General features: G+C 67.9%; 22 protein-coding genes. 12 read left to right on the top strand and 10 right to left on the bottom strand.

Features of this window, described 5'->3' with window-relative positions; all coding sequences use genetic code 11:
- The first annotated feature begins 69 nt into the window (after window positions 1–69).
- Both CXQ97_RS19405 and CXQ97_RS19400 read left to right on the top strand, forming a co-directional pair.
- The gene (locus tag CXQ97_RS19405; RefSeq protein WP_146069587.1) at window positions 70–1095 is read left to right on the top strand and encodes a hypothetical protein; all 1026 of its coding nucleotides are present in this window, start codon (window positions 70–72) and stop codon (window positions 1093–1095) included.
- Complete coding sequence (locus tag CXQ97_RS19400) at window positions 1092–2510, top strand: O-antigen ligase (RefSeq protein ID WP_146069586.1); 1419 nt, start codon at window positions 1092–1094, stop codon at window positions 2508–2510. The genes CXQ97_RS19405 and CXQ97_RS19400 overlap by 4 nt, the downstream gene beginning before the upstream one ends.
- 717 nt (window positions 2511–3227) lie before the next feature.
- Here CXQ97_RS19400 and CXQ97_RS06715 read toward each other — a convergent pair.
- From CXQ97_RS06715 to CXQ97_RS06705, 3 genes are all read right to left on the bottom strand, one after another.
- Window positions 3228–3764, bottom strand: coding sequence for a low molecular weight phosphatase family protein (locus CXQ97_RS06715; RefSeq protein WP_258062421.1), 537 nt, complete (start codon window positions 3762–3764; stop codon window positions 3228–3230).
- A 50-nt stretch (window positions 3765–3814) separates the two neighbouring features.
- Window positions 3815–5128 (bottom strand): UDP-glucose/GDP-mannose dehydrogenase family protein, encoded by a 1314-nt coding sequence (locus tag CXQ97_RS06710; RefSeq protein WP_104180075.1) that lies wholly within the window; start codon window positions 5126–5128, stop codon window positions 3815–3817.
- A gap of 118 nt (window positions 5129–5246) precedes the next feature.
- A complete protein-coding gene (locus tag CXQ97_RS06705; RefSeq protein ID WP_146069585.1) occupies window positions 5247–5660 on the bottom strand; it encodes a VanZ family protein in 414 nt (137 codons plus the stop codon).
- A gap of 320 nt (window positions 5661–5980) precedes the next feature.
- Here CXQ97_RS06705 and CXQ97_RS06700 point away from each other — a divergent pair, with 320 nt between their 5' ends.
- The 3 genes from CXQ97_RS06700 (at window position 5981) to CXQ97_RS06690 (ending at window position 7647) form a co-directional block, all read left to right on the top strand.
- Window positions 5981–6631 (top strand): 50S ribosomal protein L25/general stress protein Ctc, encoded by a 651-nt coding sequence (locus tag CXQ97_RS06700; protein ID WP_104180073.1) that lies wholly within the window; start codon window positions 5981–5983, stop codon window positions 6629–6631.
- An 11-nt stretch (window positions 6632–6642) separates the two neighbouring features.
- Window positions 6643–7227: an aminoacyl-tRNA hydrolase gene (gene pth, locus CXQ97_RS06695; protein ID WP_104180072.1), complete on the top strand. Its 585-nt coding sequence runs from the start codon at window positions 6643–6645 to the stop codon at window positions 7225–7227.
- Between the two features lie 180 nt (window positions 7228–7407).
- On the top strand, window positions 7408–7647 hold the full coding sequence (locus tag CXQ97_RS06690; protein WP_146069584.1) for a hypothetical protein: 240 nt from the start codon (window positions 7408–7410) through the stop codon (window positions 7645–7647).
- A gap of 41 nt (window positions 7648–7688) precedes the next feature.
- Here the strand turns inward: CXQ97_RS06690 and CXQ97_RS19765 are convergent, their stop codons facing one another.
- A complete protein-coding gene (locus CXQ97_RS19765) occupies window positions 7689–7832 on the bottom strand; it encodes a hypothetical protein (protein ID WP_181034997.1) in 144 nt (47 codons plus the stop codon).
- A 260-nt stretch (window positions 7833–8092) separates the two neighbouring features.
- On the opposite strand from CXQ97_RS19765, the gene CXQ97_RS06680 reads away from it, so the two are divergent.
- From CXQ97_RS06680 to CXQ97_RS06655, 6 genes are all read left to right on the top strand, one after another.
- Window positions 8093–10591, top strand: coding sequence for a LuxR C-terminal-related transcriptional regulator (locus tag CXQ97_RS06680; RefSeq protein WP_104180069.1), 2499 nt, complete (start codon window positions 8093–8095; stop codon window positions 10589–10591).
- Window positions 10588–13224, top strand: a complete 2637-nt coding sequence (locus tag CXQ97_RS06675; protein ID WP_104180068.1) for a LuxR family transcriptional regulator — start codon at window positions 10588–10590, stop codon at window positions 13222–13224. The genes CXQ97_RS06680 and CXQ97_RS06675 overlap by 4 nt, the downstream gene beginning before the upstream one ends.
- Before the next feature lie 104 nt (window positions 13225–13328).
- Entirely contained in the window at window positions 13329–14639 is a 1311-nt protein-coding gene (locus CXQ97_RS06670; protein WP_258062420.1) for a cysteine desulfurase, read from the top strand.
- Entirely contained in the window at window positions 14640–15092 is a 453-nt protein-coding gene (sufU, locus tag CXQ97_RS06665) for a Fe-S cluster assembly sulfur transfer protein SufU (protein ID WP_104180066.1), read from the top strand. It begins immediately after the preceding gene.
- Between the two features lie 91 nt (window positions 15093–15183).
- Entirely contained in the window at window positions 15184–16437 is a 1254-nt protein-coding gene (locus tag CXQ97_RS06660) for an MFS transporter (protein ID WP_104180065.1), read from the top strand.
- A gap of 39 nt (window positions 16438–16476) precedes the next feature.
- Window positions 16477–16857, top strand: coding sequence for a metalloregulator ArsR/SmtB family transcription factor (locus CXQ97_RS06655; RefSeq protein ID WP_258062364.1), 381 nt, complete (start codon window positions 16477–16479; stop codon window positions 16855–16857).
- A gap of 40 nt (window positions 16858–16897) precedes the next feature.
- Here the strand turns inward: CXQ97_RS06655 and CXQ97_RS06650 are convergent, their stop codons facing one another.
- From CXQ97_RS06650 to CXQ97_RS06625, 6 genes are all read right to left on the bottom strand, one after another.
- Window positions 16898–17608: a F510_1955 family glycosylhydrolase gene (locus CXQ97_RS06650; RefSeq protein ID WP_104180064.1), complete on the bottom strand. Its 711-nt coding sequence runs from the start codon at window positions 17606–17608 to the stop codon at window positions 16898–16900.
- A gap of 248 nt (window positions 17609–17856) precedes the next feature.
- Complete coding sequence (locus tag CXQ97_RS06645) at window positions 17857–18516, bottom strand: DUF305 domain-containing protein (protein ID WP_104180063.1); 660 nt, start codon at window positions 18514–18516, stop codon at window positions 17857–17859.
- 158 nt (window positions 18517–18674) lie between these two features.
- Entirely contained in the window at window positions 18675–19220 is a 546-nt protein-coding gene (locus CXQ97_RS06640) for a hypothetical protein (RefSeq protein WP_104180062.1), read from the bottom strand.
- Between the two features lie 74 nt (window positions 19221–19294).
- Window positions 19295–21298: a copper-translocating P-type ATPase gene (locus CXQ97_RS06635; protein ID WP_258062419.1), complete on the bottom strand. Its 2004-nt coding sequence runs from the start codon at window positions 21296–21298 to the stop codon at window positions 19295–19297.
- Window positions 21299–21804: 506 nt separating this feature from the next.
- Window positions 21805–22428 carry a hypothetical protein gene (locus CXQ97_RS06630; protein ID WP_258062361.1) on the bottom strand — a complete coding sequence of 208 codons (624 nt, stop codon included), beginning with the start codon at window positions 22426–22428 and terminating at the stop codon, window positions 21805–21807.
- Window positions 22429–22957: 529 nt separating this feature from the next.
- Window positions 22958–24646 (bottom strand): cell wall metabolism sensor histidine kinase WalK, encoded by a 1689-nt coding sequence (locus CXQ97_RS06625; RefSeq protein ID WP_104180060.1) that lies wholly within the window; start codon window positions 24644–24646, stop codon window positions 22958–22960.
- A gap of 91 nt (window positions 24647–24737) precedes the next feature.
- On the opposite strand from CXQ97_RS06625, the gene nhaA reads away from it, so the two are divergent.
- Window positions 24738–26081, top strand: a complete 1344-nt coding sequence (gene nhaA / locus CXQ97_RS06620; protein WP_104180059.1) for a Na+/H+ antiporter NhaA — start codon at window positions 24738–24740, stop codon at window positions 26079–26081.
- The last annotated feature ends 97 nt before the right edge of the window (window positions 26082–26178 follow it).

The raw sequence follows: 26178 nt of genomic DNA, 5'->3' as shown, positions 1-26178 counted from the left end.
GCGGAAAGAGGTGTCCTGGCGGTATTCATGGCTTGCACCGCAGTGGGTGGCTACTTGGTCTGCTTCGGCATGCAGTCGATCATTCTCAAATGTTCGGCAGGCGGCTCATTCGATGATGCAAAAAACCTGATAGCTGCTCAAATACCGCAGCAGCTGTTGGTAGCTACCACGTTGACTTGCCTGATGGTTTTAGTACAGCCGATTGACGGACTTTCTAATGTATTAGCGATTCTCACTGGTATCTCTATATTCCTTGGAGGACTTTTCAACAACCTCTCCTGGAGTCAGTATGGGGCGGGTCATTTTGGTCGAAGTACGGCCTGGCGTGGGATCATTCCGCTCGGCTCGCTCGCTGTTAGCGCTATGGTGTGGTTCTACGCGGATCTTTCAGCCACCACCGTCGCGTCCGCATACATAGTATTCCAAATTGTTGCTATTTTCGCCCTCCGATCCTCTGTTCTACCTCGACCCAAAGTGCGTATGGCACGGGCGGCAGTTGGAGCGTCGTACAGACAGTCTTTCCCATATTTTCTGAGCCAGGGTCTTACTCAGGTTCTTGCGCGAATTCCGATACTTGCCACGGCGGCCTACGCAGGTGCGCAAGAAGCCGCAGTGGTTGCTATCGCCCTCAGTCTTACCGAGTTGCAGAGCAGCCTCCCGCAGATGCGGTCCGCCATCACTTTCCGTGAGGCCGCAGCAGCTAATCATGGGCGATTTACGCGCAACCAACTGCAGGCGGCGGTGCTGGCTCTACTTCCGGGGTTAGTAGCCGTAATTGTAGCGGCATACGTGGCAAGAGCGGTACTTCCTGATGCCTATACCGATTTACCGTTGCTTGTTCTTCTTTTCAGTATAGGCGTTAGTGTCCAAGCTATTGCGGCTTCCGCGCTGAACGTGCTGACGGTGCGCGGCCACTTGCTCCTCGCGAGTACGGTAACCGGGATTGGTTGTCTGCTCACTTGGAGTTCCTATTTTTGGCTAGCCGCCGTCAGTACTTACTTAGCGGTCCTTCTTGGGTCCACGTTCGCTCTTATAGTGGGATTGGTAATGATATATCTCGCCTTTCGCAGGCAGCCGAACGAAGTAGCGCAGTGAAGCCTGATTCGAATCGTCGAGTTGTGGATTCTATAGCGGCGAGAAAAACGCGTAGCGCCAAATTCTTTCCTCACGCGAGACCGCGCGAAGTTGCCATTGCTCTCTGCTTGTGCGTCGCAATCATTTTTTACGGCAGTACGGGAGTCTTGTCTCGACAGGTTGGAGTGCTTGCTACTATCAGCGGATTGCTTCCTGATGCGTTGCTAGTCTTGGCGGCAGTAGTTTCGCTGACCCGCGGCGGGCGTGTAAACCGCCCTATCTCTCCGGCGATGATTTGGCTGTGGGTATTTGTGGCGTGCGCATTCTTGTCGTGGGCGCTTACCTTGTGGCACCATGTGCAATATTCAACTTATGGCTTGCGAGCGCTAACAGTTGCCCTCGGCGCGGCCGTTGTGATTCAAAGTGCGATGTTATCGGAACGCAGCGAGTCAGTCGTTCGGCGCGTGTTGCTCGCAATCGTTCTGCTGAACATGGCAGTTGCGCTTCGCCAGTCGATTACCGGGTTGAACGCTCAGGAATTAGCGTCGGTTCTTGGGGCGGGATCCTCCTTCCAAGTGGGAACGCAGACTCGGCTCATCGGGCTTATGTCCACGGGGCAAGATCTGTCCATACTTGCAGGGGCAAGCGCGGTCTGGGCTTGGGCGAGAATCGCAAGCCTAGGCATTCGGCGCGCGGGACCACTACTACTATTAGTGGGAATCTCTGCGTCGGCGACCACCTTTCTCGTGTTGCAGAGAAGTGCCCTAGTAGGCGTAGCAACAGCGGTAGTCTTCCTTGTATTTCATCAACTGCGGCTCGGCCGTGCCAAAGAGGGGCGTTGGCACGGGACCGCGTTGCTAGGGCTGATTGGCCTACTCTCAAGTGCCTTGTTGGTGATCGCGTCTGTTGCTCCCGAGCGCATTGACGTAGCGGTTGACCGTCTTGGGTCATTGTTCGGTTTGCAAAAGGACTATTCGTTAAGTGTCCGGCAACAGGTGACCATTCCAGTGTCTCTCGAGTTGGCAGCAGCTTCTCCATTAGGATACGGCGTGGGGGCGTCAGGTCCGGTTGCAGATAGCTTTCCAGGCATCTCCCCTTTATCGGACTATCCCCTCGGAGGGGTTGCGGCCGACAATGGTTATATCTTCATCTTTCTGCAGCTTGGAATATTCGGGACAATCGCATTCGTATTGATGTTGGCAAGTTGGTTAAAGTGGGGCGGTCTTTATCGTGAGGTGAAAGCTGGAGCGGCCGGCTCGGCGGTAATCGCCTTTCTCTGCGGAATAATGTTGACTGGTACATTTTGGGCTCTTAGCGCGCCGATGGTGCTCGTGTTTACACTCATCTCTCTAAACTCGAGAGGTGACCGGGCGGGTCAAGACCGAACCGTAGAGAAGCCGTACGGGCCGAAAGTTCTGCGTTCTTCGTCTCCCTGAGCGAAGTTGGCGTGGGTCGGCACCCAGTCGGCATCGTTGACGAGCTGCTGATTTGCAGCGGCTCGTTTGGCTTCGGCGTCTCCCATGTATAACAGGACGCGGTGGCTTACGAGCGGAATCCAGGAGAACCGTGCACGGTGGGTATTGATTGTGCGGGAGGCGCGAATCGCTGTCAGTTGCTGCTGGCCAGGTCTAGGTGACGTTGAGGCTCGTCCGTCGCACGGTGTTTGCCCCTGTTCTCGTGGCGCACGCTGAGCACGGAGTATCGTGAGAGAAAGGAAGAATTATACTTTCCGGGGTTTCCTCAATCCTTTCCAAAGATTTCGGAGCTTCGGGCGGTTTTCTTTATCTCTTGGAACACCGTTCTCTTGATTGAGGTGCTTACGTCAGGGAGCGTATTGATTCGTAGCGCTTTGCTTGCTCGGTTCACCTCTCATCTGTCCTTGAATCCAGTGAGTACAGGTGCGAAATCTTATTTGGCAGCGTGGCGTGGATGGCGGTGCGTCTTGTTTCCTCTGGTGGTTCTGCATCCAGCCGATTTCTTGATCCGTTTTCAGACGTTTGCATGCTAATCGAGCCCGCGTGTTGCAATTCTAGGTTTACGGCAAGTCGCTCGATTATTCAAAATGGATTTCTACTGGCTTCATATGTTGTTTAGCTAGTAGAACTGACCTTTAGTTCGAGAGGGTACTGATCAGACTAAACTTCTAGTTGTGACTATCCAAATCTGCCGAGTCGTTCAACAGCTGGCGCGAGCTCTGCCCTCATTTGTTGATATAGGACGTTTCCCCGCCGGTAGGGATCAACTACATCCCACATCTCTGGAGTTGTCGCTAGGTCCCTCGAGCGAGCACGTAGTGCCATCGGTAATGCCGCGCGCCACCGCGCTGCACCAGTGAGCGATACGTCTGGATTTGTTTCATTCAGTAACTGGGATAACTGTCGGATAGTGAACACCCGTCGGAGTAGGGCGGGTGACATTTCTACAATTTTACTTCGATGTTCACGCGTTAGCGCGAGTACTAAATCTTTGTTCGCTAGGATTTCCGGCACGAGCTGCCGAGCGGAGAAAGAATCGGAGTTGCCCCCAAGGTCACGGATATAGGCGGCAACTAGCGGGTCGATCGGACTGCCCACAAGCGCGCCTGTTCCCGCACTTTCTACAATGAATTGACCTGGGAATCGCTGGTCCAGTTGGGCCTGCAACAGTCGCTCTGCCATAGGAGATCTGCAGATGTTGCCCGTACATACCATCAGAATGCGGAAGGGCTGGGCGTAGGAGTCTGTCTGGGCGTCACGTTCGTTCATGGCTTTCCGATGCCCTTGTAGTTCCATCCTGCTGCACGCCACTCGGACGAGTTCAGCACATTGCGCCCATCTAGAATGTTCTTGGTATGGACGAACCGCGCAGCTTGCTCCGGTTTCATCTCCCGGTACACCTGCCACTCCGTGAGAAGGAGGAGCGCATCCGTGCTTTCCATCGCACGCTCGAAATGCGGTTCATATGTGAGCTCCGGGAATCGCTGACGCGCGCCGTTAATCGCTTGTGGATCAGTGACTGTCACATCCGCACCCTGTAGTTGCAGCTGAGCCGCAATGCTCAGCGCTGGGGAGTCACGGACGTCGTCGCTGTTGGGTTTGAAAGCAGCTCCAAGGACGGTTATGCGCTTTCCAAGAAGCGAGCCGCCGACCAGGGTACGCGTCAGGTCGACCACACGGATCCGGCGCCGAACATTGATGTCGTCGACCTCGCGAAGGAACGTGAGCGCCTGGTCAGCGCCCAGTTCTCCCGCGCGCGCCATAAACGCGCGAATGTCCTTGGGTAGGCAGCCACCGCCGAACCCGATACCGGCGTTGAGGAACTTGCGACCGATGCGCTCGTCCATTCCGATGGCGTCAGCAAGGACAGTCACGTCAGCGCCGGTGACTTCGCAGACCTCGGCCATCGCGTTGATGAAGGAGATTTTCGTGGCCAGGAAGGAGTTGGCTGCAGCTTTGACGAGCTCGGCGGTGGCGTAGTCGGCTACCAGCCGGCGCGTACCGAGGGACAGTGGAGTGCTGTACACCTCGTCGAGGGCGGAGGTGGCTCGTTCACCGGCATGGCCCTCCGGCACCCCGTATACAAACCGGTCTGGCGAGAGCGTGTCCTTGACCGCGAAGCCTTCGCGGAGGAACTCGGGGTTCCAAGCGAGGATAGCGTCGGGGTGGCTTTCAGCGAGTTCGTCTGCTAGACGTGCAGCAGTGCCGACCGGCACCGTGGATTTACCGACTACGACGTTGCCCGGCTCGAGGGAGTCGAGCAGGGAAGTGAAGGCGCCGTCGACGTAGCGCATGTCGGCTGCGTACTCGCCCTTTCTCTGGGGAGTGCCGACGCAGAGGAAGTGCACCTCAGCCCCCTTCGCGTCGGCCATGTCGGCGCTGAACTTCAGCCGCCCGGTGGCGAGCACCTCGTCGAGGAGTTCGGGCAAGCCGGGTTCGAAGAATGGAGCACGGCCGGCCTGCAGGTCGCCGATCTTCCGCGGGTCGACATCAATACCGATCACGTCATGGCCCAACTTCGCCATGCACGCCGCGTGTACTGCCCCCAGATAGCCGCAACCGATCACGGAAATACGCATATGTGTTTGTCCTCAAGAGAAGGTCCCAGTCGTGCCGATTCTAACGGGGTTCACACCTGTAACAGCGGACGTCAGAGTGTGACCTGTGTGAACCTTGGGCTTTCCCGGCGACTCGGCGTCAGAGTTCCTGTCGCGGTGACGCCGAGTTGAGTTGAAGGGCGGCGGCGATGAGCGCTCCGAGGGTTGCGCCCAAAGTATTGGCAAGCACGTCATAGGGAGTGGCGAAGCGCTGGGGGAGCAGGATGTGCTGGGTGGCCTCGATCGCAGCGGAGAGCACTAGGCCAACTACTGGTGCCCACCTACGCCAGTGCCGCGGAGTCAGCAGGAACCAGAACAGGCCCAGAGGGACGAACATCAGAACGTTTGCGGTGAACTCGACCAAGCTGTACGTGACGAAGGTCGGCAATCCATGCGCGTAGAGGTATTCGAGCCCGCGCCGAAGGGTGCCGCCCCCAGCGCGGTCCACCGGTGTCGGCCACAGCACGATCATCGCGACCGCAAGGAGCCATGCCGCGCAGAGCGCCACGCTCACGGTCCTGTACCTAGGGGAGGGGCGCGGGGCTGTGCTCACGGTGAGTCCTTTAAGGGGAGGCCGGACGGCCGGTGGGGGAGTCGCTCCATTATGGTCTCCCGAACTTGGGGGACGTTCGACCGCTTGAGCTCCTGTAACATGGAGCGCGATGCCTAGGCGAGGGAGCGGGCCGGATGAACTATTCGGCCGTACTCCGTGATCGACGGTGGCTAGCGACTCTACTGGTTTCTAGACGACTGCCTCACGCGTGTTCCTTCCGCCCCGGTAACGTCCCAGTGCTCCCGCTTACGGCGAGGAGCCGCAACCGTTCAGGAGAAACCATGTCCGAGCAGAAGCTCGCCGCACACGTCCGCACCGAGTTCGGCAAGGGTTCGGCCCGCCAGGCCCGCCGCGCCAACATGATCCCCGCCGTCGTCTACGGCCACGGCGCGGATCCCATCCACATCCTGCTGCCTGCGAAGGCGACCACGCTGGCCGTTCGCACCCCCAACGCCCTGCTGACGCTGGACATCAACGGCGAGGATCACCTGGCCCTCGTCAAGGACATCCAGCGCAACCAGCTCAAGCGCATCGTCGAGCACCTCGACCTGCTGACCGTCCGCCGCGGCGAGAAGGTCCAGGTCGACGTCGCCATCCACGTCGAGGGCGAGCCCGCCGTCGACGTCGCCTTCAACCTCGAGGCCAACACGGTCCTCGTCGAGGCCGAGGCCACCCACCTGCCCGAGACCCTCACGGTCAACATCGAAGGCCGCGAGGTCGGAGAGCACATCCACGCCTCCGACATCGTGCTGCCGCAGGGCGTCACCCTCCTCACCGACGCCGAGACGCTCATCGTCAACCTCATGGCACCCACGGTCCAGGACCTCGGCGAGACCCCTGAGACCGACGCCGACGTCGAAGGCACCTCCGAAGGCGCGACCGCCGGCGATGCCGATTCCAGCGCCGTCGTCACCGACGCCGACGAGAAGTAGGCAAGCAACCGGTGTCCACTGACACCTGGCTCGTAGTCGGGCTCGGTAACCCCGGGCCCGGCTACGCCGGCAACCGCCACAACGTCGGCCAGATGGTCCTCGACCTCCTCGCCACGCGGATGAGTGGCCGCTTCACCTCCTCGAAGGCGCAGGCCGTCACGCTCGAGGGACGGATGGGCATCGGCGGTCCGCGCCTGGTCCTGGCGAAACCGCTCACCTATATGAACATCACCGGTGGGCCGGTCTCCGCGCTCTCCCGCTTTCACGACGTGGCCCCCGATCATGTGATCGTTGTGCACGATGAGATCGACATAACCTTCAACACCCTCAAGCTCAAGTCCGGCGGGGGGGAGGGCGGACACAACGGGTTGCGCGATATCAGCAAGGCCCTCGGCACCAAGGACTACTATCGTGTGCGCGTCGGCGTCGGACGCCCGCCCGGACGCCAGGACCCCGCGGACTTCGTGCTCAAGGACTTCGGCACGGTGGAGAAGAAGGAACTACCGTTCCTCCTCGACGATGCAGCAGACGCCGTCGAACTTCTAATTCGCGACGGGCTGACTGCAGCCCAGCAGAAGTTCCACACCCCCGCCTAGCGGTGCGGGAATGGAGCGAGCGTCGCCCGGTCTACTTTTCACCTCGCGGAGCGCTGGGGCGGTAGGCCGAACCTATTCCCCACGGTTTGCGCGCGCCGCGACCGTCAATGCGCTGAATGTCGTGTGCGGTCCACGTATGCTCAGGGCCATTGCCCGGGGATACGAGGGGGAGGTTCGGCGATGGAAGAGCGCAGACGCGTCATGCGGGACCAGCGTGAGTTCGAACGGGCCAAACCCTTCATGCTGTACGGCGTGCTGTTCTCCCTGCCCGGCGTGTACCGGACCTGCAGGTTCGTCATCGCCGAACGCCGGGAGCTCCGCCAGACGCGTAGTGCCCTCGAAATTATCCGCGAGGACACCGCCCGTCGACTGGCAGCGGAGAACCACGCGGCCCATCAAGTGGCGACGGAGTTGGCCTAGGGGCAAGTCCGCTCGGCCCTTGTGCTTTGCGGGGGAACCACCTATTCGTCCGGACTCGTGCCCCGCGGGTCCCCGGTCGTGTCAGGCTCAGCCTTGTCGGCGTCCGGATCGGTGTGGACGCGTTTCAGGGAGCTCCCCTCGAGATACTCGGGGATGGGAGGGTCCTGGTCCTCATCAGCTGTCATGGCCTGCAGTCTGGGGGCGGCCCGAATTCGCTCGCGCTTCATGTACCGCCCAGTGGCAAACGAAGGCGGGTACTCGCTTCATGGAGGGGACTACTTGCTTGTGGGAGCGCTCTTACTGCGCCGCCCGCATATTGTCGAGTAGGATTCGGCGAAACGACCTGGTCGACGACGCAATGGTCGGGGCGGACGCCTGAGCAGGTCAGGCGAGCTGGAGGGGAACTGGCTATGACTCTGCTGATCAACACGGGAGACCCGGCGTGATGACCGACGACTACACGGGTGCCTGGCCGTTGCTCGAACGCTCCGACGAGGTCGCCGCGATCCTGGCGGGCCTCGCCGCGCCCGGCTCGGCCGGCGTGCTGATGGTCGGTGCCGCCGGCGTCGGGAAGACGGCGCTCGCCCGCGCCGCAGCAGCGCAGCTGGAGAGCACCGCGCAGGTCGTCCTCATCCGCGGTTCGGCAGCCATGACCTCCACTCCCTACGGTGCGCTCAGCGTGCTGCTGATGGACGTCGACCCCACCGGGAGCGTCGAATCACTCCCCATGCTGCAGTCCCTCCAGTCGGCACTGCGCATACGCGCGCGCAACCGCCCCGCGATCCTCGTCGTGGACAACGTGCAGCACCTCGACGATCCCTCGATCCGCGTGCTGTCCTACCTCGCGGAGGTCGGCGCCGCACGGCTCGTCGTGGCCTGCGACGGACCCGGCACCCCCGCCGCACGCTTCTACCACCTCTGGCGCACGGGCCGGCTCCTCCGCGTGGACGTCGAACCCCTGACCTTTCGCGGGACGCGCCACCTCCTCGAGCAGCTGCTCGACGGCCCCCTCACCAGTACGGCCGCCGTCGAGCTGTGGCGGGCATCGCGTGGCAACCTCCGCTCCCTCCAGGCCGCCCTGCGCGGAAGCACCGCCACGGGCACGCTCACCCGCGCCGCCGATGCATGGGTCTGGCACGATCCAGGGGGGACCATCCCGGTGCAGGGGAACGACGGTGGCGCGGCCGCGCTCACCGCGCTGACCACCGACGCCGGGAACGCGCTGGACGTCGTGGCCGTCGCCGGCCCGGTACCCCTCGACGTGCTGCTGCCGCTGTGCGGAGCGGACGTGGTGGACGAGCTCGAGCAGGCGGGCGTGTGCGTCGTCGAGCCCGAGCCGCCGCATGCGGTCACCGTGGTGAACGCGGTGATCGGCGACCGCGTGCGCAGCGCACTCGCAGCCAACCCGTTCCCCGCGTTCCTCGAGCGCCTCGAGGGCCTCGACGCCGGCGGCTCCCTCCCGTTCCCGGCCCGCCTGAACCTGCTGCGGTGGTTCCTCGAGGCGGGGACCCCGCTGCAGGACACCTACCTCCGGAGCGTGGCGCAGGCCGCCAACGACGCCGGCGAACCGCGCCTCGCGCTGCTGGCGGCGGAGCACCTCGCGGAGGCCGACGCCGGTGCCCTCGTGCGGGTGCGTACCTGCCTGGACGGTCTCCGGTTCAGTGAGGCGGGCGCCGTCCTCGAGCAGCTCCTGGCGGGCGACGCGCCGACGGACCCGGACCGGGCCGTGGAGCTGGCCCTCACGGTCGCCGTCGAGGCGGCTGCTCACGAGGGACGTTTCTCCGACGTCCTGGAGCTCGCCACTGCGCAGGACGGCGCGGACCGCCCGGGCCCGCTCGCGGCCGAACGTGCCGCGCGGCTCGTGCTGGCCCGCAGCCTCACGGGTGCCGGCCCGGGCGCCAGGAGGTCCCTTGCCCGGCTCAGCGGGCCAGGCCTGCCGGCGCCCTCGGGTAGTGCGGCGCGCCTGCTGCAGGAGTGCGGATTCGCCGCGCTGGTCCACGAGGGCCACCTCGACGACGCCCTGCTGCTCACCGGGGGCGCCGCCCTCGCTGCCGGTAGGTGGGAGGACCCCTCCGTCGCGGACACCCTCAGCGGGGTCGCCCTCGCGACGATGGGCCACGGGGAGGCCGCACTCTCGGTGATTCTTCCCGCCGTCGAGCAGTTGCGCGTGGACAACCGGAGCGGTCTGCTGCCCCTCGCCGACGCCGCAGCGGCGTACGCCACCGCCCTGCTGGACCGGCACGACGGTGCCCACCCGGACGGCGCCCGCCCGGACAACCGGAACGGGCCGGATCACCACGCGACGGAACACCTTCCCTGGGTCCACCGGTCCACGATCGGCATGCTCCGGACCCTCGCCGACGCCCTCGTCTCGGACAGCGATGCGGCCGCGCGCCGGTTCGTCGTCCTGGCCGGCGAACAGCGGCAGGCCGGCAACTCGGGCGCGGAACTGCTGTTGCGGATGCACGCCGTCCGGCTCGGCCAGCAGTCCCAGGCCCCGTTGCTGCTGGACCTCGCGAGGGGTATGGACACGCCTCTCGCCGGGGCCGGCGAACTCCTGGCCCGCGGCGTCGCGGCACGGGATCCTTTCATCCTGCTGCAGGCCGCGGAGGCGGCGTTCGCCTTCGGGCACCGGGACCTCGCCGGGTCCGCGGCCCTGATCTCCATGCGCCTCCACGACACCGAGGACGAGCCGCTGGACTTCATCCGGGCCGAGCAGATCTTCCGCCGCACGCACGTGCCCCGGAGGAACACCAGCGCGCGCCGTATCCTCACCGACCGGGAGCGCGCGTTCGCCCGCATGGCAGCCCGGGGAGCGACGAACAAGGAAGTCGCAGCCACCCACCATCTCTCCGTCCGCACCGTGGAAGGGCATATCCTGAAAGCCATGGCCAAGCTCGGCGTCTCCAGCCGCAAGCAGCTCTCCACGGTGTTCACGCAGTGAGCGGGCATCGGGACGCCGCCCCGCTCGTCGGGCGCGAGGACCAGCAGGCCCGCCTCATCGGGGAACTCGGCGACTCCTCGACGTCCGGCATCCTCCTGCTCGGTGAGGCCGGGATCGGCAAGACGGCCCTCGCTGCCGCCGTCGTCGCGCACCTCGCCGAGAGCACCCGCGTCATCCGCGTCCGCGGCAGCGCCGTGCTCGGAACCGTGCCCTACGGCGTCTTCTCCGCCTGGCTCGCCGGACTGCCGCCCGAGGAGATGGTGCAACCCGTCGCCGTGCTGCGGCGCGTGGTCCAGGCCCTCGGTAATGTCTCTCCGGGCGGCGACCTGCCGCTCCTCGTGGTCGACGACGCCCACGACCTCGACGTGGGGTCCATGACCCTGATCGCGCAGCTCATGGGCATGCGCACGGCCCGCGCGCTGTTCCTCGCCCGCCCGGCTCCCGGGCTGCCGCAGGGCCTCGACGAACTCGTCGCTGACGGCATCGTGGTGAGCATCCCCGTGGAGCCGCTGACGGTCGCCGACGTCGAGGCACTGTGCGCCTCGCTCCTCGAAGGGCCGGTGACTGCCGGGCTCGTCCACACCGTCGAACACGTGACCCGCGGCAACCCGCTGCTCATCCGCCTCTTCGTGCGCGACGGCGCCGCGCGCCGGTCCATCACCGAGACCGGCGGCGTCTGGCAGCTGTCCCGCGAACTGCCGCCTCTCGGCGCGCACCTCGTGGACTTCGCGCTCGACGCCCTCAGTCCGCTCGACGCCGCCCAGCGGGACGCGATGGAGCTCCTCGCGGTGGGCGGTCCCCTCCCGGGTGATGTCGCCCGCCAGCTCCTCGGCCAGCAGGTGCTGCAGCGCCTGCTCGGCGGATCCTGGATCCGGACGCGGGAGGACGGCGCGCTGGTCGTCGAGCACCCGCTGCACGACGAGGCGCTGCGCTCCGCGGTCCCCACGGCACGGCGCGTCCTGCTGCAGCGGCGGGTCCTCGCCGCCGTCACGGACGCGCCGCACGACGCCGAACAGCTCCACCAGCGGGCAACCCTGGCCCTCGAGTCCGGGACCGCGCTCGACGACGGGATGCTCCTCGCCGCCGCGACCAGCGCCAACCGCTCCGCCGAGAGCGGCTTCGCCCTCCGGGCGCTCGAAGCCATCCGGTCGCCGGACCTCCGACGCCGCCGCCTCGTGGAACTCGCCTGGGCCCGCGCCAACGGTGGCCTGCTCGAGGAGGCACTGGACCTGGTCGGGGACGCCCTCGACGCCCCCGCCCCGGCCGACGTCCTGCGCGGGGGCACGCTGCTCGCGCTCGAGGTGAGGCTGCGCAGTGCGGAGCCCGCCGAGAGCCTGCTGGACGACATCGACCGCTGGGAGCAGTCCTTTCCCCACGCGGGGCCGACCTCCTCCGACCTCCAGGCGCTGGCCGTGGGACGCAGCATCACCGCGCTGGCCACCGACGACGCACCCGTCGACGCCGACGCACTCCGGCCGGTGGCCGACGACGCGGACGCCCTGCCGGCGGTCCGCATGGCAGCCCTGCTCACGCTCTCGCTCGACTCGATCGGCCGCGGCCGGCCCGCCGCGGCCGCCCGCCTCGCCCGGCGGGCGCTGGACCTCGTCGGCACGGACGCGGACACCCTGGCCTTCCACAGCCACGCGGTGTGCCTGGAACTCCTGGCCCTCGCCGCGGCGGGGGAGTGGGACCAGGCGCAGTCCACCGCCGCCGCCCGGCATCGGCGGGACGCCCGGCGCACGCACTTCGTGGCCGGGTGGCTCGACCTGCTCGACGGCGTCCGCGCCTTGCGGGAGGGCCGGTTCCCGACCGCGCAGTCCCGCCTGCACCTCGCGGTGGAGGCCCTGCGCACGGCGGACCACGTGCACGTCCTCCCGTGGATCTCCGGGCTGGCCGCGCACGCCGCGCTCCTCGCCGGCGACAAGCGGCAGGCGGCCGTCCTCGTCGAGCAGGCGACCGCGGAGGCACCGGGCGGCACCAGCCTGACCCGCATGCTGGGCCGGGTCTACACGGTGGCCGTGACGGCGGTCCTCGAGACCGACGCCGACGGCATCCCCGCGCTCCTGCAGCTCGCCGACGAGGCCGAGGCCGCCGGGCTGCCGCTCGTCACCGCGACGGCACTGGACCAGGCGATCATCCTCGGCGACCGGACGGTCTTCGGGCGCCTCGCCGCACTGACGGAGTCCTTCGACGGCAGGGAACAGGCGCTCCTGCATTCCTTCGCCGGAGCAGGTGCGGCGTCCGACGCCGAGCGGCTGCTCGAGGCGGGCGAGACCGCGCTCGCCGCCGACTACCGACCGCTCGCCGCCGGGTGCTTCGAGCGGGCGCGCGAGGTGTTCGAGAAGCGCCGCGATCCCACGGCCGCGCGCCGCGCGCAGAAGAAGCTGTCCGCGGCGAGCGCGGGTTACGAGGGGCCGGCCACGACCGAGACCATCCGCCTTCCTGCGGCCGTGCGGCTGACGCCACGGGAGGTCGCCGTCGTGACCCTCGTGCTGCAGGGGCTGACCAACAAGGACATCGCCGACCGCCATGGCACGTCGATCCGCACCGTGGAGGGGCATCTCTACCGCATCTTCATGAAGTTCGGTATCAGCCGGCGCGAGGACCTCCACCTGTTCGCGGAGGGAACTTAGGTCCCACTGGGATGCCGGGAAGCGGATCCAGTGGCACGATTAAGGCAGATAATCCTTGCGTAATTGCCGTGAGGTTGCCTGATCCTGAGGAGTCCGAAGTGCCCGTGGTCGAAACGCCCGTCACGCTCACACCGTCCGACGCCGGGCTGACCGACGCCGAGGTGCACCGCATCCGCAACGACTTCCCGATCCTCGGCACCGAGGTCAACGGCAAGCCGCTCGTCTACCTCGATTCCGGGGCCACCTCCCAGAATCCGGTGAGCGTGATGGAGGCGGAGCAGGAGTTCTACGAGCAGCGCAACGCCGCCGTGCACCGCGGCGCGCACACGCTCGCCGTCGAGGCCACCGACGCCTACGAGGACGCCCGTGCCGCCGTCGCGCGCTTCATCGGGGCCCGCACCGACGAGCTCGTCTGGACCTCCAACGCCACGGAGGGCATCAACCTCGTGGCCTACGCGATGTCCAACGCTGCCGCCGGCCGCGGGGGAGACGCGGCGCGCCGGTTCGCCGTCGGGCCGGGCGACACTCTCGTGGTCACCGAGATGGAACACCACGCGAATCTCATCCCCTGGCAGGAGCTCGCCGCCCGCACGGGCGCGGAGCTGCGCTTCCTGCCGGTGGACGACGACGGCGCCCTGCGGCTCGAGGAGGCGGCCGCCGTCATCACGCCCGCCACGAAGCTCGTGGCGTTCTCGCATGCCTCGAACGTGCTCGGCACCATCAACCCGGTGGCCGAGATCGTGCGGCTCGCGCAGTCCGTCGGTGCACTCACGCTGCTCGACGCCTGCCAGTCCGTGCCGCACCTCCCCGTGGACGTGAAGGATCTCGACGTCGACTTCCTCGTGTTCTCCGGCCACAAGATGCTCGGTCCCACGGGCATCGGTGCGCTGTACGGGAGGGCGGAACTGCTGAACGCCATGCCCCCGTTCCTCACGGGCGGTTCCATGATCACCACGGTGACCATGGAGCGGGCGGAGTACCTGCCGTCGCCGAACCGCTTCGAGGCCGGGACGCAGCGCATCTCGCAGGCGGTCGCCCTCGGCGCCGCCGCCAACTACCTCGCCGAGACCGGGATGTCCCGCGTCGAGGCCTGGGAGTCCGCCCTCGGCGCGCGGCTCGTGGAGGGCCTCGGCGCGATCCCGGGCATCCGCGTCCTCGGCCCGCGGGCGGGCGTGCCGCGCATCGGACTCGCGGCCTTCGACGTCGACGGCGTGCACGCCCACGACGTGGGCCAGTTCCTCGACGACCGCGGCATCGCGGTGCGGGTGGGCCACCACTGCGCCCAGCCGCTCCACCGGCGCTTCGGCCTCACCGCCACCACGCGCGCCAGCACCTACCTGTACACCACCACGGACGAGGTGGACGCCTTCCTCGAAGCCGTCGCGCACGTCCGTCCGTTCTTCGGAGCCAACTAGATGAGCACGGGCCTCGAGCAGCTCTACCAGCAGATCATCCTCGACCACGCGAAGGCGCGGCACGGTTCCCCGCTGCGCGAGTACGACGGCGCGGGCCGGGTGGGAGAGTCCCACCAGCTGAACCCGGTGTGCGGCGACGAGATCACCCTCCGCGCCGGCGTCGCGGACGGGACGCTCACCTCGGTGACGTGGGACGGCGCAGGGTGCGCCATCTCCATGGCCTCCGCCTCGGTGCTCACCGACCTGGTGCAGGGACTGCCGCGCGACGAGGTCATCGCCCTCGTCGACGCGTTCCGCGAAGTGCTTCGGTCCCGCGGCAGGATCGAAGCGGACGAGGAGGTCCTCGGCGACGCCGCCGCGTTCTCCGGCGTCTCGCGGTTCCCGGCGCGGGTCAAATGCGCCATGCTGGCGTGGGTCGCCCTCGAGGAGTCGCTGCTCGCGGCGAACGCCTGACGCTTTTCGTCTCACCGCCGTGGCAAGTTCATAGGTGCACACTCGTGCACCTATGATGGGGGAACTCATCCCTGCACGAGACGGGCTCCCCATGCTCTCTGTCCTCCGGCGGTCCGCGTACCGCAATCTGTTCACCGCCCAGGTCGTGGCGCTGCTCGGAACCGGCCTGCTCACCGTCGCTCTCGGCCTCCTGGCGTTCGATCTCGCCGGTGGCCGGGCGGGTGCCGTGCTCGGCACCGCCCTGACGATCAAGATGGTCGCCTACGTCTTCGTCGCACCCGTCATGGCGGCACTGGTCGAACGCCTGCCGCGCAAGGGCGTCCTCGTGGGCGCGGATCTCGTGCGGGCCGCGATCGCGATGAGCCTGCCCTTCGTGGACCAGGTCTGGCAGATCTACGTGCTGGTGTTCGTCCTGCAGTCGGCGTCGGCGACCTTCACGCCCGCGTTCCAGTCCCTCATCCCCGTGGTCCTGCCCGAGGAGAAGGACTACACGAAGGCACTGTCCCTCTCCCGGCTCGCCTACGACCTGGAGTCCCTGGTCAGCCCGCTGCTGGCCGCCGCGCTGCTGGCGGTGGTGTCCTACTCCGACCTGTTCATCGGCACGACGGCGGGGTTCCTCGTGTCCGCGGCGATGGTCCTCGCGACGAGGCTCCCGGTGATCCCGCCCTCGCAGCACCAGGGCTCGCTCCTGCACCGCACCACCCTCGGCACCCGGATCTTCCTGCGCGAGCCGACCCTGCGGGGGCTGATGGCCCTGAACCTCGTCGTCGCCACGGCCACCGCGCTCGTCCTGGTGAACACCGTCGTCTATGCCCGGGACCTCTTCGGCGGATCGAACACCGACGTCGCGATCGCCCTGGCCGCCTTCGGTGCCGGGTCGATGCTCGTCGCCTTCGTCGCGCCCGGGCTCCTCGAGCGCGTGGCGGACCGGACGTTCATGCTCGTCGGCGCGGCCGTCCTGCCCCTGGGCCTGCTCGGCGCGGCCCTCGTCGCGGGGACCGGGGGGTCGTGGGCGGTGTTCCTCGGCCTGTGGGCGGTCCTCGGCGTCGGGACCTCGATGATCAGCACACCGTCCTCGCGCCTCCTCCGGCGCGCGGCGACCGACGACACCCGGAGCTACCTCTTCACGGCCCAGTTCTCCCTGTCCCATGCGTGCTTCATGCTCACCTACCCGATCGCAGGGTGGGTCGGGGCCGCCGCGGGCCAGCCGGCGGCTGCCCTCGTCCTGGGAGGACTGGCCCTGGCCGGCACCGTCACGGCGCTCGCCGTGTGGCGCCCGGCGCGGGACGGCGCCGGATTCTCCGGGCCAGGTCGGGCGCCCTCCCGGGGCGGTAGCGGGCGGTAGCGTAGGAGCGGCACGGCACACGACGCCGGGACGAGGAGAGTGGTCGAGATCAGCACCCCCAGCGCCTCAGGCGGCGAGTCCGGCGGGCCGAGCCTGGTGCATCCCGTCGCTCCCGACGCTGCGCGGCTGGAAGCTGGTGCCGCGACCTTCCGGATGCTCGCCGACCCGACCCGCCTGCACCTCCTGTGGCTCCTGACCCGGGGCGAGGCCGACGTCGGGACCCTCGTCGCGGCGACGGGCGCCAATCGGACCGCGGTGAGCCAGCACCTCGCCAAACTCCGTCTGTCCGGGCTGGTGTCCACGCGCAAGGAGGCCCGCAACGTCGTCTACAGCATCATCGACGGGCACCTCGCCCGGCTCATCCTCGAGGGCATGAACCACGCCGACCACCGCGTCACCGGAGAGCCCGTCCACGAGTAGGCGCCCGACGAGATCGCTCCCGCCCGATGGTGCCGGGAGATCAGGGAGCGGCGAGGGGTTGGAAGGTCGCGCCGTCGTCGGAGGAGACGTGGATCCCGGTAGTCGTGGCGACCCAGATGCGGTGAGTGCCGTCGTTGGTGTGTGCTGCGGCCATCGCCGCCGGTTCCGCGTCGATGGTGCCTCGCTGCTCCCAGGTGACGCCTGCGTCACCGCTGACATGGATGACGCCCTCCGGGGTGACGCCGATCGCCGTCTCGCCGGCGAAGGTGGTGAACACCAGCAAGGGTGCTCCGGGTACTGCCTCCCAGGCCGTGCCGCTGTCCTCGGAGCGGTACAGGCCTTCCTCCGTGGTGGCCAGCACCGTACCGCCGGTGGCGCCGGCGAGGTTGTAGGCGGGCACGTCGTCGGCGGTGACCGTCCAGTGATGCCCGTCGGTGCTGGTGACGATTCGCCCTTCGTGGCCGATGAGCCCCGTACTGGTCGCAGCGAGGGCGTGGAAATCCGTCTCACCCTGGCGGGAGACGGGCTCCCACGTACGCCCGTCATCGGTGCTGGTGATCAGGCCGACCGGATCCGGCAGGTCGGTGCCGGGCCCGGGGTGCCCGGAGGCGTAGAGCGTTCCGTCGCTGGTGCTGGTGAATCCCATGAGATCGATCGTCGGACCGATCTGCTGTGCGGGGGATCGGGTGACATCGAACAGGCCGTCGTGGGTGGCAAGCAGGATGCGGTTCGTGGCCGGGTCCACGCTCATCCCATGGATGTGCGCCGACGGGTACCCCGCGGGGCCGCTGGTTCCGCCGGTGTGTTCTGGGTCGTGGGGGTGGGGGTGGTACAGGCGCTGAGCAGCACGGCGAGCGTCGCGGTCATGCCCAGGCGTGCGGTGCGGGAAAGGGTCGAAGGCAACAACGGGTGTCCTTACGGAGTCGGGAGTCGGGAGTCCGGCAGGGCTGCGGTGCCGGGCGGTGCCGAGGTGGATTGCCGGGATGGTGCTCGCGCACGTCAGAGGCCGGCGAGGAGCTCCTTCATCTCGGTGATCTCCGCATTCTGGGTCTCGACGATCGTCTCGGCCAGTTCGATCGCCTCGGGGTTCTCGCCGTCGTCGATCTCGTCCTGCGCCATGCCGACCGCGCCCTCGTGGTGGGCGGTCATGGCGTCGAGGAAGAGGCGGGACGCGTCGGTGCCCTCGGCGGCCTCGAGCTCGGACAGCTGGTCCTCGCTCATCATGCCGTCCATCGAGCCGGAACCGCCCATGGAGTGGCCTTCCATGCCGTCTTCGGGGTCCATGGGCTCGCCCCAGGCCTCGAGCCAGCCGGTCATGGTCTCGATCTCCGGGCCCTGGGCGTCCTTGATCTTCGTCGCGAGGTCCGTGATCTCCGGGGTGATGCCGTCCTTCGAGAGCATCATGTCGCTCATCTCCACGGCCTGTTCGTGGTGGGGGATCATCATCTGCGCGAACATCACGTCGGCGTCGTTGTGCTCGGCCACGGCCTCGTCGGAGGCGCCGGAGGTGCTTCCGGTGGTGGCGCCGGGGGCGGCCGCTGCGGAGCTTTCGCCCATGCCGTCCATGCCCTCCATACCTCCGCCGGAGGACGAGCCGCAGGCGGACAGGGTGATGAGGGTGGCAAGGGACAGGGACGCGAGGGAAAGGGAACGCTTCATGGTGGTCAGATCCTTCAATGCTCAGGTGGGGGTGTCAGCGGGCCGCACCACCGGGTGGAGGCCTGGTGCGGCAGGTGCCGGGCCGCGCATACGGGCGCGGTCCGGGCAGGACGGTGGCCCTGCCGCCCCGAAGAGGGGCCAGGTGCGGGCCGCGGATCCTAGGTCCGGCTGATGCAGAGCCGAATCAGCGACGGAGCGGGCGCGGGACGGGACGCCCGGGGCGGTGCAGGGGGACCGCGCCGGCCCAGGATCGACAGCAGCGCGCGGCCGGCAGGGGTCAGCAGACCGGCGACGCCGACGACGATCATCGCCAGTGCACACGCACCCAGCACCATCTCGTCGGCGCAGTCCCCGCCGCACCCGACCGATCCGCCCTCCGCGACGATGCTCGACGCGGCGTCCACGGTTGCTGTCCCGGCAGCGATCACCGCCGTCGCGGGCTGGGCGTGGGCGTGACCCGTTTCGTCGCCCTGCTGCGTGCCCGGGGTGCTGCCGGCCGCGACGTGGGCCTCGGCGCCCGGGTGGGTGCTCGTGGTCGTGCTCGTGGGGGCCGCGACGTGATGGGAGGACCCGTGGCCGCCCATCCAGACGTGCATCGCGAGGATCCCGACGATGACGGCCGTCAGGCCGGCGAAGGCGAGGACCGACGGTAGGGCGGCGCGCAGCAGGGCGAGGACGGCACGTGATACCCGGTTCCTGGTCACCGTTCCCGTCCTCTCCCTGCCCGTGCTGTCGATGACGCTCGTGCGCCGCCGTCGTCCTTCTTCGTCCCACCAGCCTAGCGAGACGACGCGGTCGTCCGGTTCTCGCCCCCGGTGCCGAGACGTTCCGGGTCGAGGTCGATCCGCCGTAGCAGTTGCGCGTTGAGGGCCACCACGATCGTGGAGACACTCATGAGGACCGCGCCGGCGGCGGGGGAGAGCAGGATCCCGGCGAACGCGAGCACGCCCGCGGCCAGGGGGACGGCCAGGACGTTGTACCCGGTGGCCCAGATGAGGTTCTGGATCATCTTGCGGTAGCTGGCCCTGGACAGGTCCATCATCGCCAGCACCGAGCGCGGGTCGTTCCCGGCGAGGACGACGCCGGCGGATTCCATGGCCACGTCCGTTCCGGCCCCGATGGCGATACCTACGTCGGCACGCGCCAGGGCAGGGGCGTCGTTCACGCCGTCGCCGACCATCGCGACCTTCAGGCCGCGGGCCTGCAGGTCCGTGACCTTGGAATCCTTGTCCTGCGGCAGGACGTCGGCGAACACCTCGTCGATGCCCAGCTCCGCGCCGACGACGTCGGCGACCTGCCGTGCGTCGCCGGTGATCATCGCGACCTTCACCCCGCGGGCCTGCAGGGCCTTCACGGCGGCCCGGGATTCCTCACGGACCCTGTCCTCGAGCCGGACCGCGCCGATCACCTCACCGTCGCGGAGAACGTGCAGGACCGACGCCCCGCGACCCACCCACTCCTGCACGGTGCCGGCGATGTCCGCGGGAGTGCCGAGTCCGACCTCCCTGAGCATGGTCGGTCCGCCGACCGCCACCTCATGGCCGTCGACGGTGGCCCGGACACCGCGGCCGGTCATCGAGCTGAACCCGGTGCCGGTGTAGGCGAGGTCCGCCGCGGCGGGGTCGGACTGGGCGGCGGTGACGATGGCGCGGGCGACGGGGTGCTCGCTGTCGGCCTCGGCGGCCCCGGCCAGTGCCAGCAGTACGGCCTCGGTGACACCAGCGGTCGTCGTGGTCGCGGTGACGGCGTGCCGGCCCTCGGTGAGGGTGCCGGTCTTGTCGAACAGGACGACGTCGACGGTGCGCATGCGTTCCAGGGCGATCCGGTTCTTGATCAGCACCCCGGCCTTCGCGGCACGCTCGGTGGAGATCGCGATCACCAGCGGAATCGCGAGTCCCAGCGCGTGGGGGCAGGCGATCACGAGGACCGTGACGGTGCGGATGACCGCATCGTCCGGGCTGCCCAGGAGCATCCAGGCGAGGAAGGTCAGGATGCCGGCGCCGAGCGCGAAGTAGAACAGGAGGGCAGCGGCCCGGTCCGCGAGGGCCTGCGCCCTGGAGGAGGAGGCCTGTGCCTCGGCGACCAGACGCTGGATGCCGGCGAGGGTGGTCTCGGACCCGACGGCGGTCACCGTCAGGCGGACCGCGTTGTCGGTGGCGACGGTGCCGGCGACCACGGTGTCCCCGACCGTGCGGGGTACGGTGCGGGACTCGCCGGTGATCATGGATTCGTCGAACTCGGCGGTCCCGTCGATGATCCGCCCGTCGGCGGGCACCCGGGCGCCGGAGCGTACGAGCACGACATCACCGGTGTCCAGTGAGCTCACCGGCACGGTCTCGACGCCGTCGGCCGTAACCCTGTCGGCCTCGTCGGGCAGGAGCGCCGCGAGGGCATCGAGGGCTCCCGCTGCGGAACCGAGGGCCCGCATCTCCATCCAGTGGCCGAGGAGCATGATGACGATCAGCAGGGCCAGCTCCCACCAGAAGTCCAGGTCGAACCCGCCGATACGCAGCGTGGTGACCCAGGAGGCGATGAACGCGACACTGATGGCCATCGCGATCAGCAGCATCATGCCCGGCTGCCGGGACCTCAGCTCCGATACCCCGCCCTTGAGGAACGGTGTGCCGCCGTAGAGGAAGATGACCGTGCCGAGGATCGGGGCGATCAGGGTGGACCCCGGGAACTCCGGCGGCATGTACCCCAGGAGCATCGTGAACATGGGGCTGAAGGCGACGACGGGGACCGCGAGGATCAGGCTGAACCAGAACCGGGTCCTGAACATCGCGGTCGAGTGACCGGCGTGCTCCCCGTGGGAGTGCACCTGATGGTCGTCGTCCGTGCCGTGGTTGCTGTGGTCGGCCTGTGCGGCGTGCCCTGCCTGGTGTTCGGAGCCGCTGGTGTGCGGAGTCACCTGGTCGTGGTCCGTGTGGTTCTGGTGCTGCTTCGTGCTCATGATGACTCCCTCTTCGGCACCCTGCCGGTCCGTGAGTACTCAGCCGTCACCGCGTCCCCGGGGGGTCGCTGACGGCTCGGTGGTTTGTTGAGGCGCGCAGCAGCCGCAGGACCCGCCGCCCGCGTTCGTGTCGGTGGCGTTCATGCCCGCGCTGGTGCCGGCGCCGATGACCGTCGTGGTCCGCAGAGTGCTCGCCGACGGCGGTTGTGCGACTGGACCATCACTGTGTGTGTCCCGAAGGGGAGACAGCTTTTCAGGTACCACAGAATTTATACCCCCGGGGGGTATCTGTCAAGGGGGTGTGACTGTTGTGTCTGCCCCGGCGGGAGAGGGGCTCAGCGCACCTGGCTGGTGGTGACGATGGACTTCCAGGGGCCGGACGGGACGTCCCGGTCGTCCACGAACTGCCAGTCGACCCGGTCGTCCTGGCCGTTCACCTGCCGGAAGCCGAGGCAGCCGTTGAGGGCCGGTGAGACATCCATGCCGGCTCCGTTGAAGTTCGTGTTGGCCGGCCGTGCGTCGTCGGCCCCGAAGACGTAGGCCTTGTCCTGGTACTGGCCGGGTCCGGCGTCCTGGATCTGTCCGTAGCATTCGCGGTCACCACTGCGGATCCTGACCCATCGGTTCTTCATGTAGCTGAACGAGGTGTCCGTCCCCCTGCCGGCGTATGCCGGCTCGTTGGCCCAGGGGATGACGGTCGCCCGCTCCCGGAAGGCCGCGGCATTGTTGATGTCGTCGTACGGCAGGTCCAGGTAGAACGGGTTCTCCCGCGGCGTCATGCGGGTCGGAGCGTACCCGTTGGCCGCCACCCGGGCCTCCGTCCGGCAGACCCCATCGACCAGGACGCCGTCGCACCCGCCATAGCTCTGCATCCACGCGGAGTCGTAGGTCGAATACGCCTGGCTGCCGTCCGCGGCCTGCGCATCGAAGATCTCGCCGACCCAGAAGGTCGTGGCCACGATGTTCGTGTGCCAGGGGTACTTCCCACTGGCGACCAGCGCGGCCTGCGGGGACGGCTGGGGGTCCGCGGAGGGCGCAGCCAGTGGGGACGGCTGAACGTCGGCGGATGGGGCAGCCTGCGGGGACGGCTGAACCTCGGCGGATGGCGCAGCCGGTGGGGATGGCCGAGGATCGGCCGGCGAACACGCGGCAGTTCCCAGGGCCAGGATCATCAGGAGCGTACAACCCGCTAGCGGACGCCTGATGCCGTTCCCCTGGCGGGCGTTCCTTCTGGCGGACGAGGTGTTCATGACGTCTGGCTCATTTCCGACCTGGCTTCTCCCGGACCTCACCGCACGAAAGGCGTTCCGGACCTGCGCCTTCCTGCACAGCCTGCGCGGCGATCACCTGCGCCGGCTCGGGGGATGGCCTCATCACTCGTCAACGGCGCAGCACGACGCCGTCCAGCGCACCGTGGACCAATCTACGGTCCTTTTCGCGGGTACGGAACGGTCCAGGGATACCCGAATCTCCGCCGCCGGCACTCGTTCAGGCCAGGACGGTCCCCAGCGCGGGCTGCGGGATCAGGATCGTGAAGCAGGTACCCTTGCCGCGCTCGCTCGTCACCGTGATGGACCCGCGGTGCTCGGTCACGATCGTCTTGGTGATCAGCAGCCCCAGGCCCACGCCCGGCACCGTCGACGTGCGGACGGACGGCGAACGGAAGAAGCGGTCGAAGATCTGGTGGAGGTCGTCCTCCTCGATGCCGATCCCGGTGTCCGCGACCTCGACGATCAGGCCGTCGTCGCTCCGGCAGGCGTTCAGCGTGATGCTCCCGCCCTTCCGGTTGTACTTGACGGCGTTGGTGAGCAGGTTGTCGACCGCCTGCGCGAGGCGCACCGGGTCCACGACGGCGGGCAGGGTCGACGGCGCGCGGTTCACGAGGCGCAGCCCCGCGCGTGTGGCTCGGACCTGGCCCGAGGACGCCGCTTCCGCCAGGACCCGGCCCACGTCCGTGGGCACCGGGTCCACGCGGAACGAGCCGGCATTGATGGCGAGCAGGTCCTCGACCAGTCGCTCGAGCCGAACGGCGTTGCGCCGCGCCACCTCGAGGTGGCCGGCGACGCCGTCGGGGAGGTTCCCGTCGCGTTCGAGCGTCAGCTCGAGGTACCCGAGGATGGACGTCAGGGGCGTGCGGAACTCGTGCGAGACGTTCGACAGGAAGTCGTCCTTGGCCTGCAGCGCGAGGACCAGTTCGGTCACGTCGTGGAAGGAGACGACCGTCCCGGCGAAGGTGCCGTCGTCGTCGTGCATGGCGTGGGAGAAGATGCTGAGCGCGCGCTGCGAGCGCCCCGTGCCCACCCACACCTGTTCGGCGTCGAGGTCCTCACCGTGGATCGCACGCCTGACCGGCCGCGCCTCGGGCGGGATGGGTGTGACCCTGTCCGGGCCGAACAGCAGCAGCTCCGACTCGTTGGGATCGGCATTGCCGGGAGGCGCCGCGGCGGAGTGGACCGCCCGCTGCCGGGCGTTCATGAGGACGTCGTGGCCGTCGGCGTCGACCGCCAGGAGACCCACGCTGACCGTGTCGAGGACGGTGTTGAGCAGGCGCTCGCGGGTGCGGCCCGCCTCCACGCTCTCGCGCAGCGCTGCCTGGGATGCCCTCAGCGCTTCCTGGCGCTGCCGGTTGTCCTTCGTGAGCGAGCTGACGAACCACGCGAGCCCGCAGAGCATCACAGGCAGGAGGATCGGGTCGAACAGCGCGTCGAAGGTGATCGGGCGGCCGAGCGGGAGCGGGAGCCAGACCATCGTCAGGGAGGCGGCGGCGGCGACGGCGACGGCCGTGCCCGTACGGACCCGGGAGGCCGCGATCCAGACCACGGGGAACGCCGCCAGCAGTCCGATGCCGGGCATGCTCTCGCCCGCCGCCGCGCGGGACAGGCCGATCGCGACGAAGTCCACGAGGGGGACGACGATCACCCAACGGCTCGGGATGCGCGACCACGGCACGGTGCAGCACAGCACCAGGACGAGGAGGTTCAGGAGCCAGGCCGTCAGGAAGACGGGGAGCGAGGTGAGTTCCTCGCGCTCGGCGATCCCGTGCAGCGTGGACAGGGTGAAGGTGACGGTGAGGGCGAGTTCGCTGAAGATGATGCGGCGCCGCTGCCGGGAGCGCCGCGCACCGCGACTCGTCTCCGCAAGGCTTCCCGCGATCGGTGTGTGTCCGGGTTCGCCCATGCGCCGATCCTAGTGCTCTGTAGACTGGCAGGAGGTGAGCCGGGAAGTCTGGTCGGCAGTTTCTTCGTCGACCCTCCAGAAGGACGCTTCCATGAACAGCACTCCTCCACCTCGCCCGCGCTCGTCCGTCCTCGGACGGGGGAGCTACACCGAGGCCCTGCGGATCGGTGAGATCCTGCGGAAGGAGACCGTCGGCGGCATCCTGCTGGTCGCCGCAGCGGTCATCGCCCTGATCTGGGCGAACTCCCCGGCCTCGGAGAGCTACTTCGCGCTGCGGGACCTGCCCGTCGGGTACGAGCCCTGGCATCTGGAACTGACCTTGGGGGCCTGGGCCGCCGACGGACTGCTGGCCATCTTCTTCTTCCTCGTGGGGCTGGAACTCAAGCGCGAGTTCGTGGCGGGCGACCTCCGCCAGTTCAGCCGGTCGGTGGTGCCCATCGCGGCCGCCGTCGGGGGCGTGGCGGTCCCCGCGGTCATCTACGCCCTGGTGAATCTCGGCAGCCCGGACACGCTGCGCGGGTGGGCGATCCCCACGGCGACGGACATCGCCTTCGCCGTGGCCGTGCTCGCGATCATCGGCTCGCACCTTCCCAGCGCGCTGAGGATCTTCCTGCTGACCCTGGCGGTCGTCGACGACCTCCTGGCCATCACCATCATCGCGGTGTTCTACTCCTCCGACCTCGCGGTCGTGCCGCTGCTGCTGGCTCTCCTCCCGCTGGCCGCCTACACGGTCCTGGCGCAGCGGCACCGCCGGTTCTTCGGCACCACCCCCGCAGCGGCATGGTTCATCCTGCTGCCCCTGGGCATGGCCACCTGGGCGCTCGTCCACGCGTCCGGCATCCATGCCACGGTCGCGGGCGTGCTGCTGGGCTTCGCGATCCCCGTCATCCGGTCACAGGCCAGCGGCGGCCCGGCTGCGGGACCCGGCCTCTCCGAGATCTTCGAGCACCGTTTCCGGCCGATCTCGGCCGGCATCGCGGTTCCGGTCTTCGCCTTCTTCTCGGCGGGCGTCGCCGTCGGGGGCTGGGACGGTCTGCTCTCGGCGGTCACGGACCCGGTGGCCATCGGCATCATCGTGGCGCTGGTGCTGGGCAAGCCAATCGGGATCCTGGGGACCACGTGGCTCGTCACGAAGCTCACCCGGGCGTCCCTGGACCGGTCCCTGAAGTGGATCGACGTGTTCGGGGTGTCGCTCCTGGCCGGGATCGGCTTCACGGTCTCGCTCCTCGTCGCGGAGCTGAGCTTCGGCCAGGGCAGCATCCACGACGACCACGCCAAGGTGGGCATCCTCGCGGCGTCGCTGCTGGCCGCGCTCCTGGCGTCGTCGGTGCTCGTCACCCGGAATCGCCGCTACCGCGCGGCGGCCGAGGAGGAAGCCGTCGACGCCGACCAGGACGGCATCCCGGACGTCTATGAGCAGGACGAGCGCCTCTGACCCGCTGGTGTGAGGCGGTTCGGCGTCGCTCCGGCACGTCGGGTCGCCTCAGGCGGCTCTGCCCGGCTCAGGCGGGTCGCGTTCGCCTCAACCGGCC

It is taken from the genome of Arthrobacter sp. B0490, from assembly GCF_002929355.1.
Taxonomy (GTDB): domain Bacteria; phylum Actinomycetota; class Actinomycetes; order Actinomycetales; family Micrococcaceae; genus Arthrobacter_D.
This window is presented reverse-complemented; position numbering and strand designations above follow the sequence as displayed.

Excerpts from the sequence above, each read along its gene's own strand:
- CXQ97_RS19405 (WP_146069587.1), top strand. The coding sequence starts at position 70 with ATGCAGTCGATCATTCTCAAATGTTCGGCAGGCGGCTCATTCGATGAT.
- CXQ97_RS06715 (WP_258062421.1), bottom strand. The coding sequence starts at position 3,764 with ATGGTATGTACGGGCAACATCTGCAGATCTCCTATGGCAGAGCGACTG.
- CXQ97_RS06710 (WP_104180075.1), bottom strand. The coding sequence starts at position 5,128 with ATGCGTATTTCCGTGATCGGTTGCGGCTATCTGGGGGCAGTACACGCG.
- CXQ97_RS06700 (WP_104180073.1), top strand. The coding sequence starts at position 5,981 with ATGTCCGAGCAGAAGCTCGCCGCACACGTCCGCACCGAGTTCGGCAAG.
- CXQ97_RS06690 (WP_146069584.1), top strand. The coding sequence starts at position 7,408 with ATGGAAGAGCGCAGACGCGTCATGCGGGACCAGCGTGAGTTCGAACGG.
- CXQ97_RS19765 (WP_181034997.1), bottom strand. The coding sequence starts at position 7,832 with ATGACAGCTGATGAGGACCAGGACCCTCCCATCCCCGAGTATCTCGAG.
- CXQ97_RS06680 (WP_104180069.1), top strand. The coding sequence starts at position 8,093 with ATGACCGACGACTACACGGGTGCCTGGCCGTTGCTCGAACGCTCCGAC.
- sufU (WP_104180066.1), top strand. The coding sequence starts at position 14,640 with ATGAGCACGGGCCTCGAGCAGCTCTACCAGCAGATCATCCTCGACCAC.
- CXQ97_RS06660 (WP_104180065.1), top strand. The coding sequence starts at position 15,184 with ATGCTCTCTGTCCTCCGGCGGTCCGCGTACCGCAATCTGTTCACCGCC.
- CXQ97_RS06650 (WP_104180064.1), bottom strand. The coding sequence starts at position 17,608 with ATGAGCGTGGACCCGGCCACGAACCGCATCCTGCTTGCCACCCACGAC.
- CXQ97_RS06645 (WP_104180063.1), bottom strand. The coding sequence starts at position 18,516 with ATGAAGCGTTCCCTTTCCCTCGCGTCCCTGTCCCTTGCCACCCTCATC.
- CXQ97_RS06635 (WP_258062419.1), bottom strand. The coding sequence starts at position 21,298 with ATGTTCAGGACCCGGTTCTGGTTCAGCCTGATCCTCGCGGTCCCCGTC.
- CXQ97_RS06625 (WP_104180060.1), bottom strand. The coding sequence starts at position 24,646 with ATGGGCGAACCCGGACACACACCGATCGCGGGAAGCCTTGCGGAGACG.
- nhaA (WP_104180059.1), top strand. The coding sequence starts at position 24,738 with ATGAACAGCACTCCTCCACCTCGCCCGCGCTCGTCCGTCCTCGGACGG.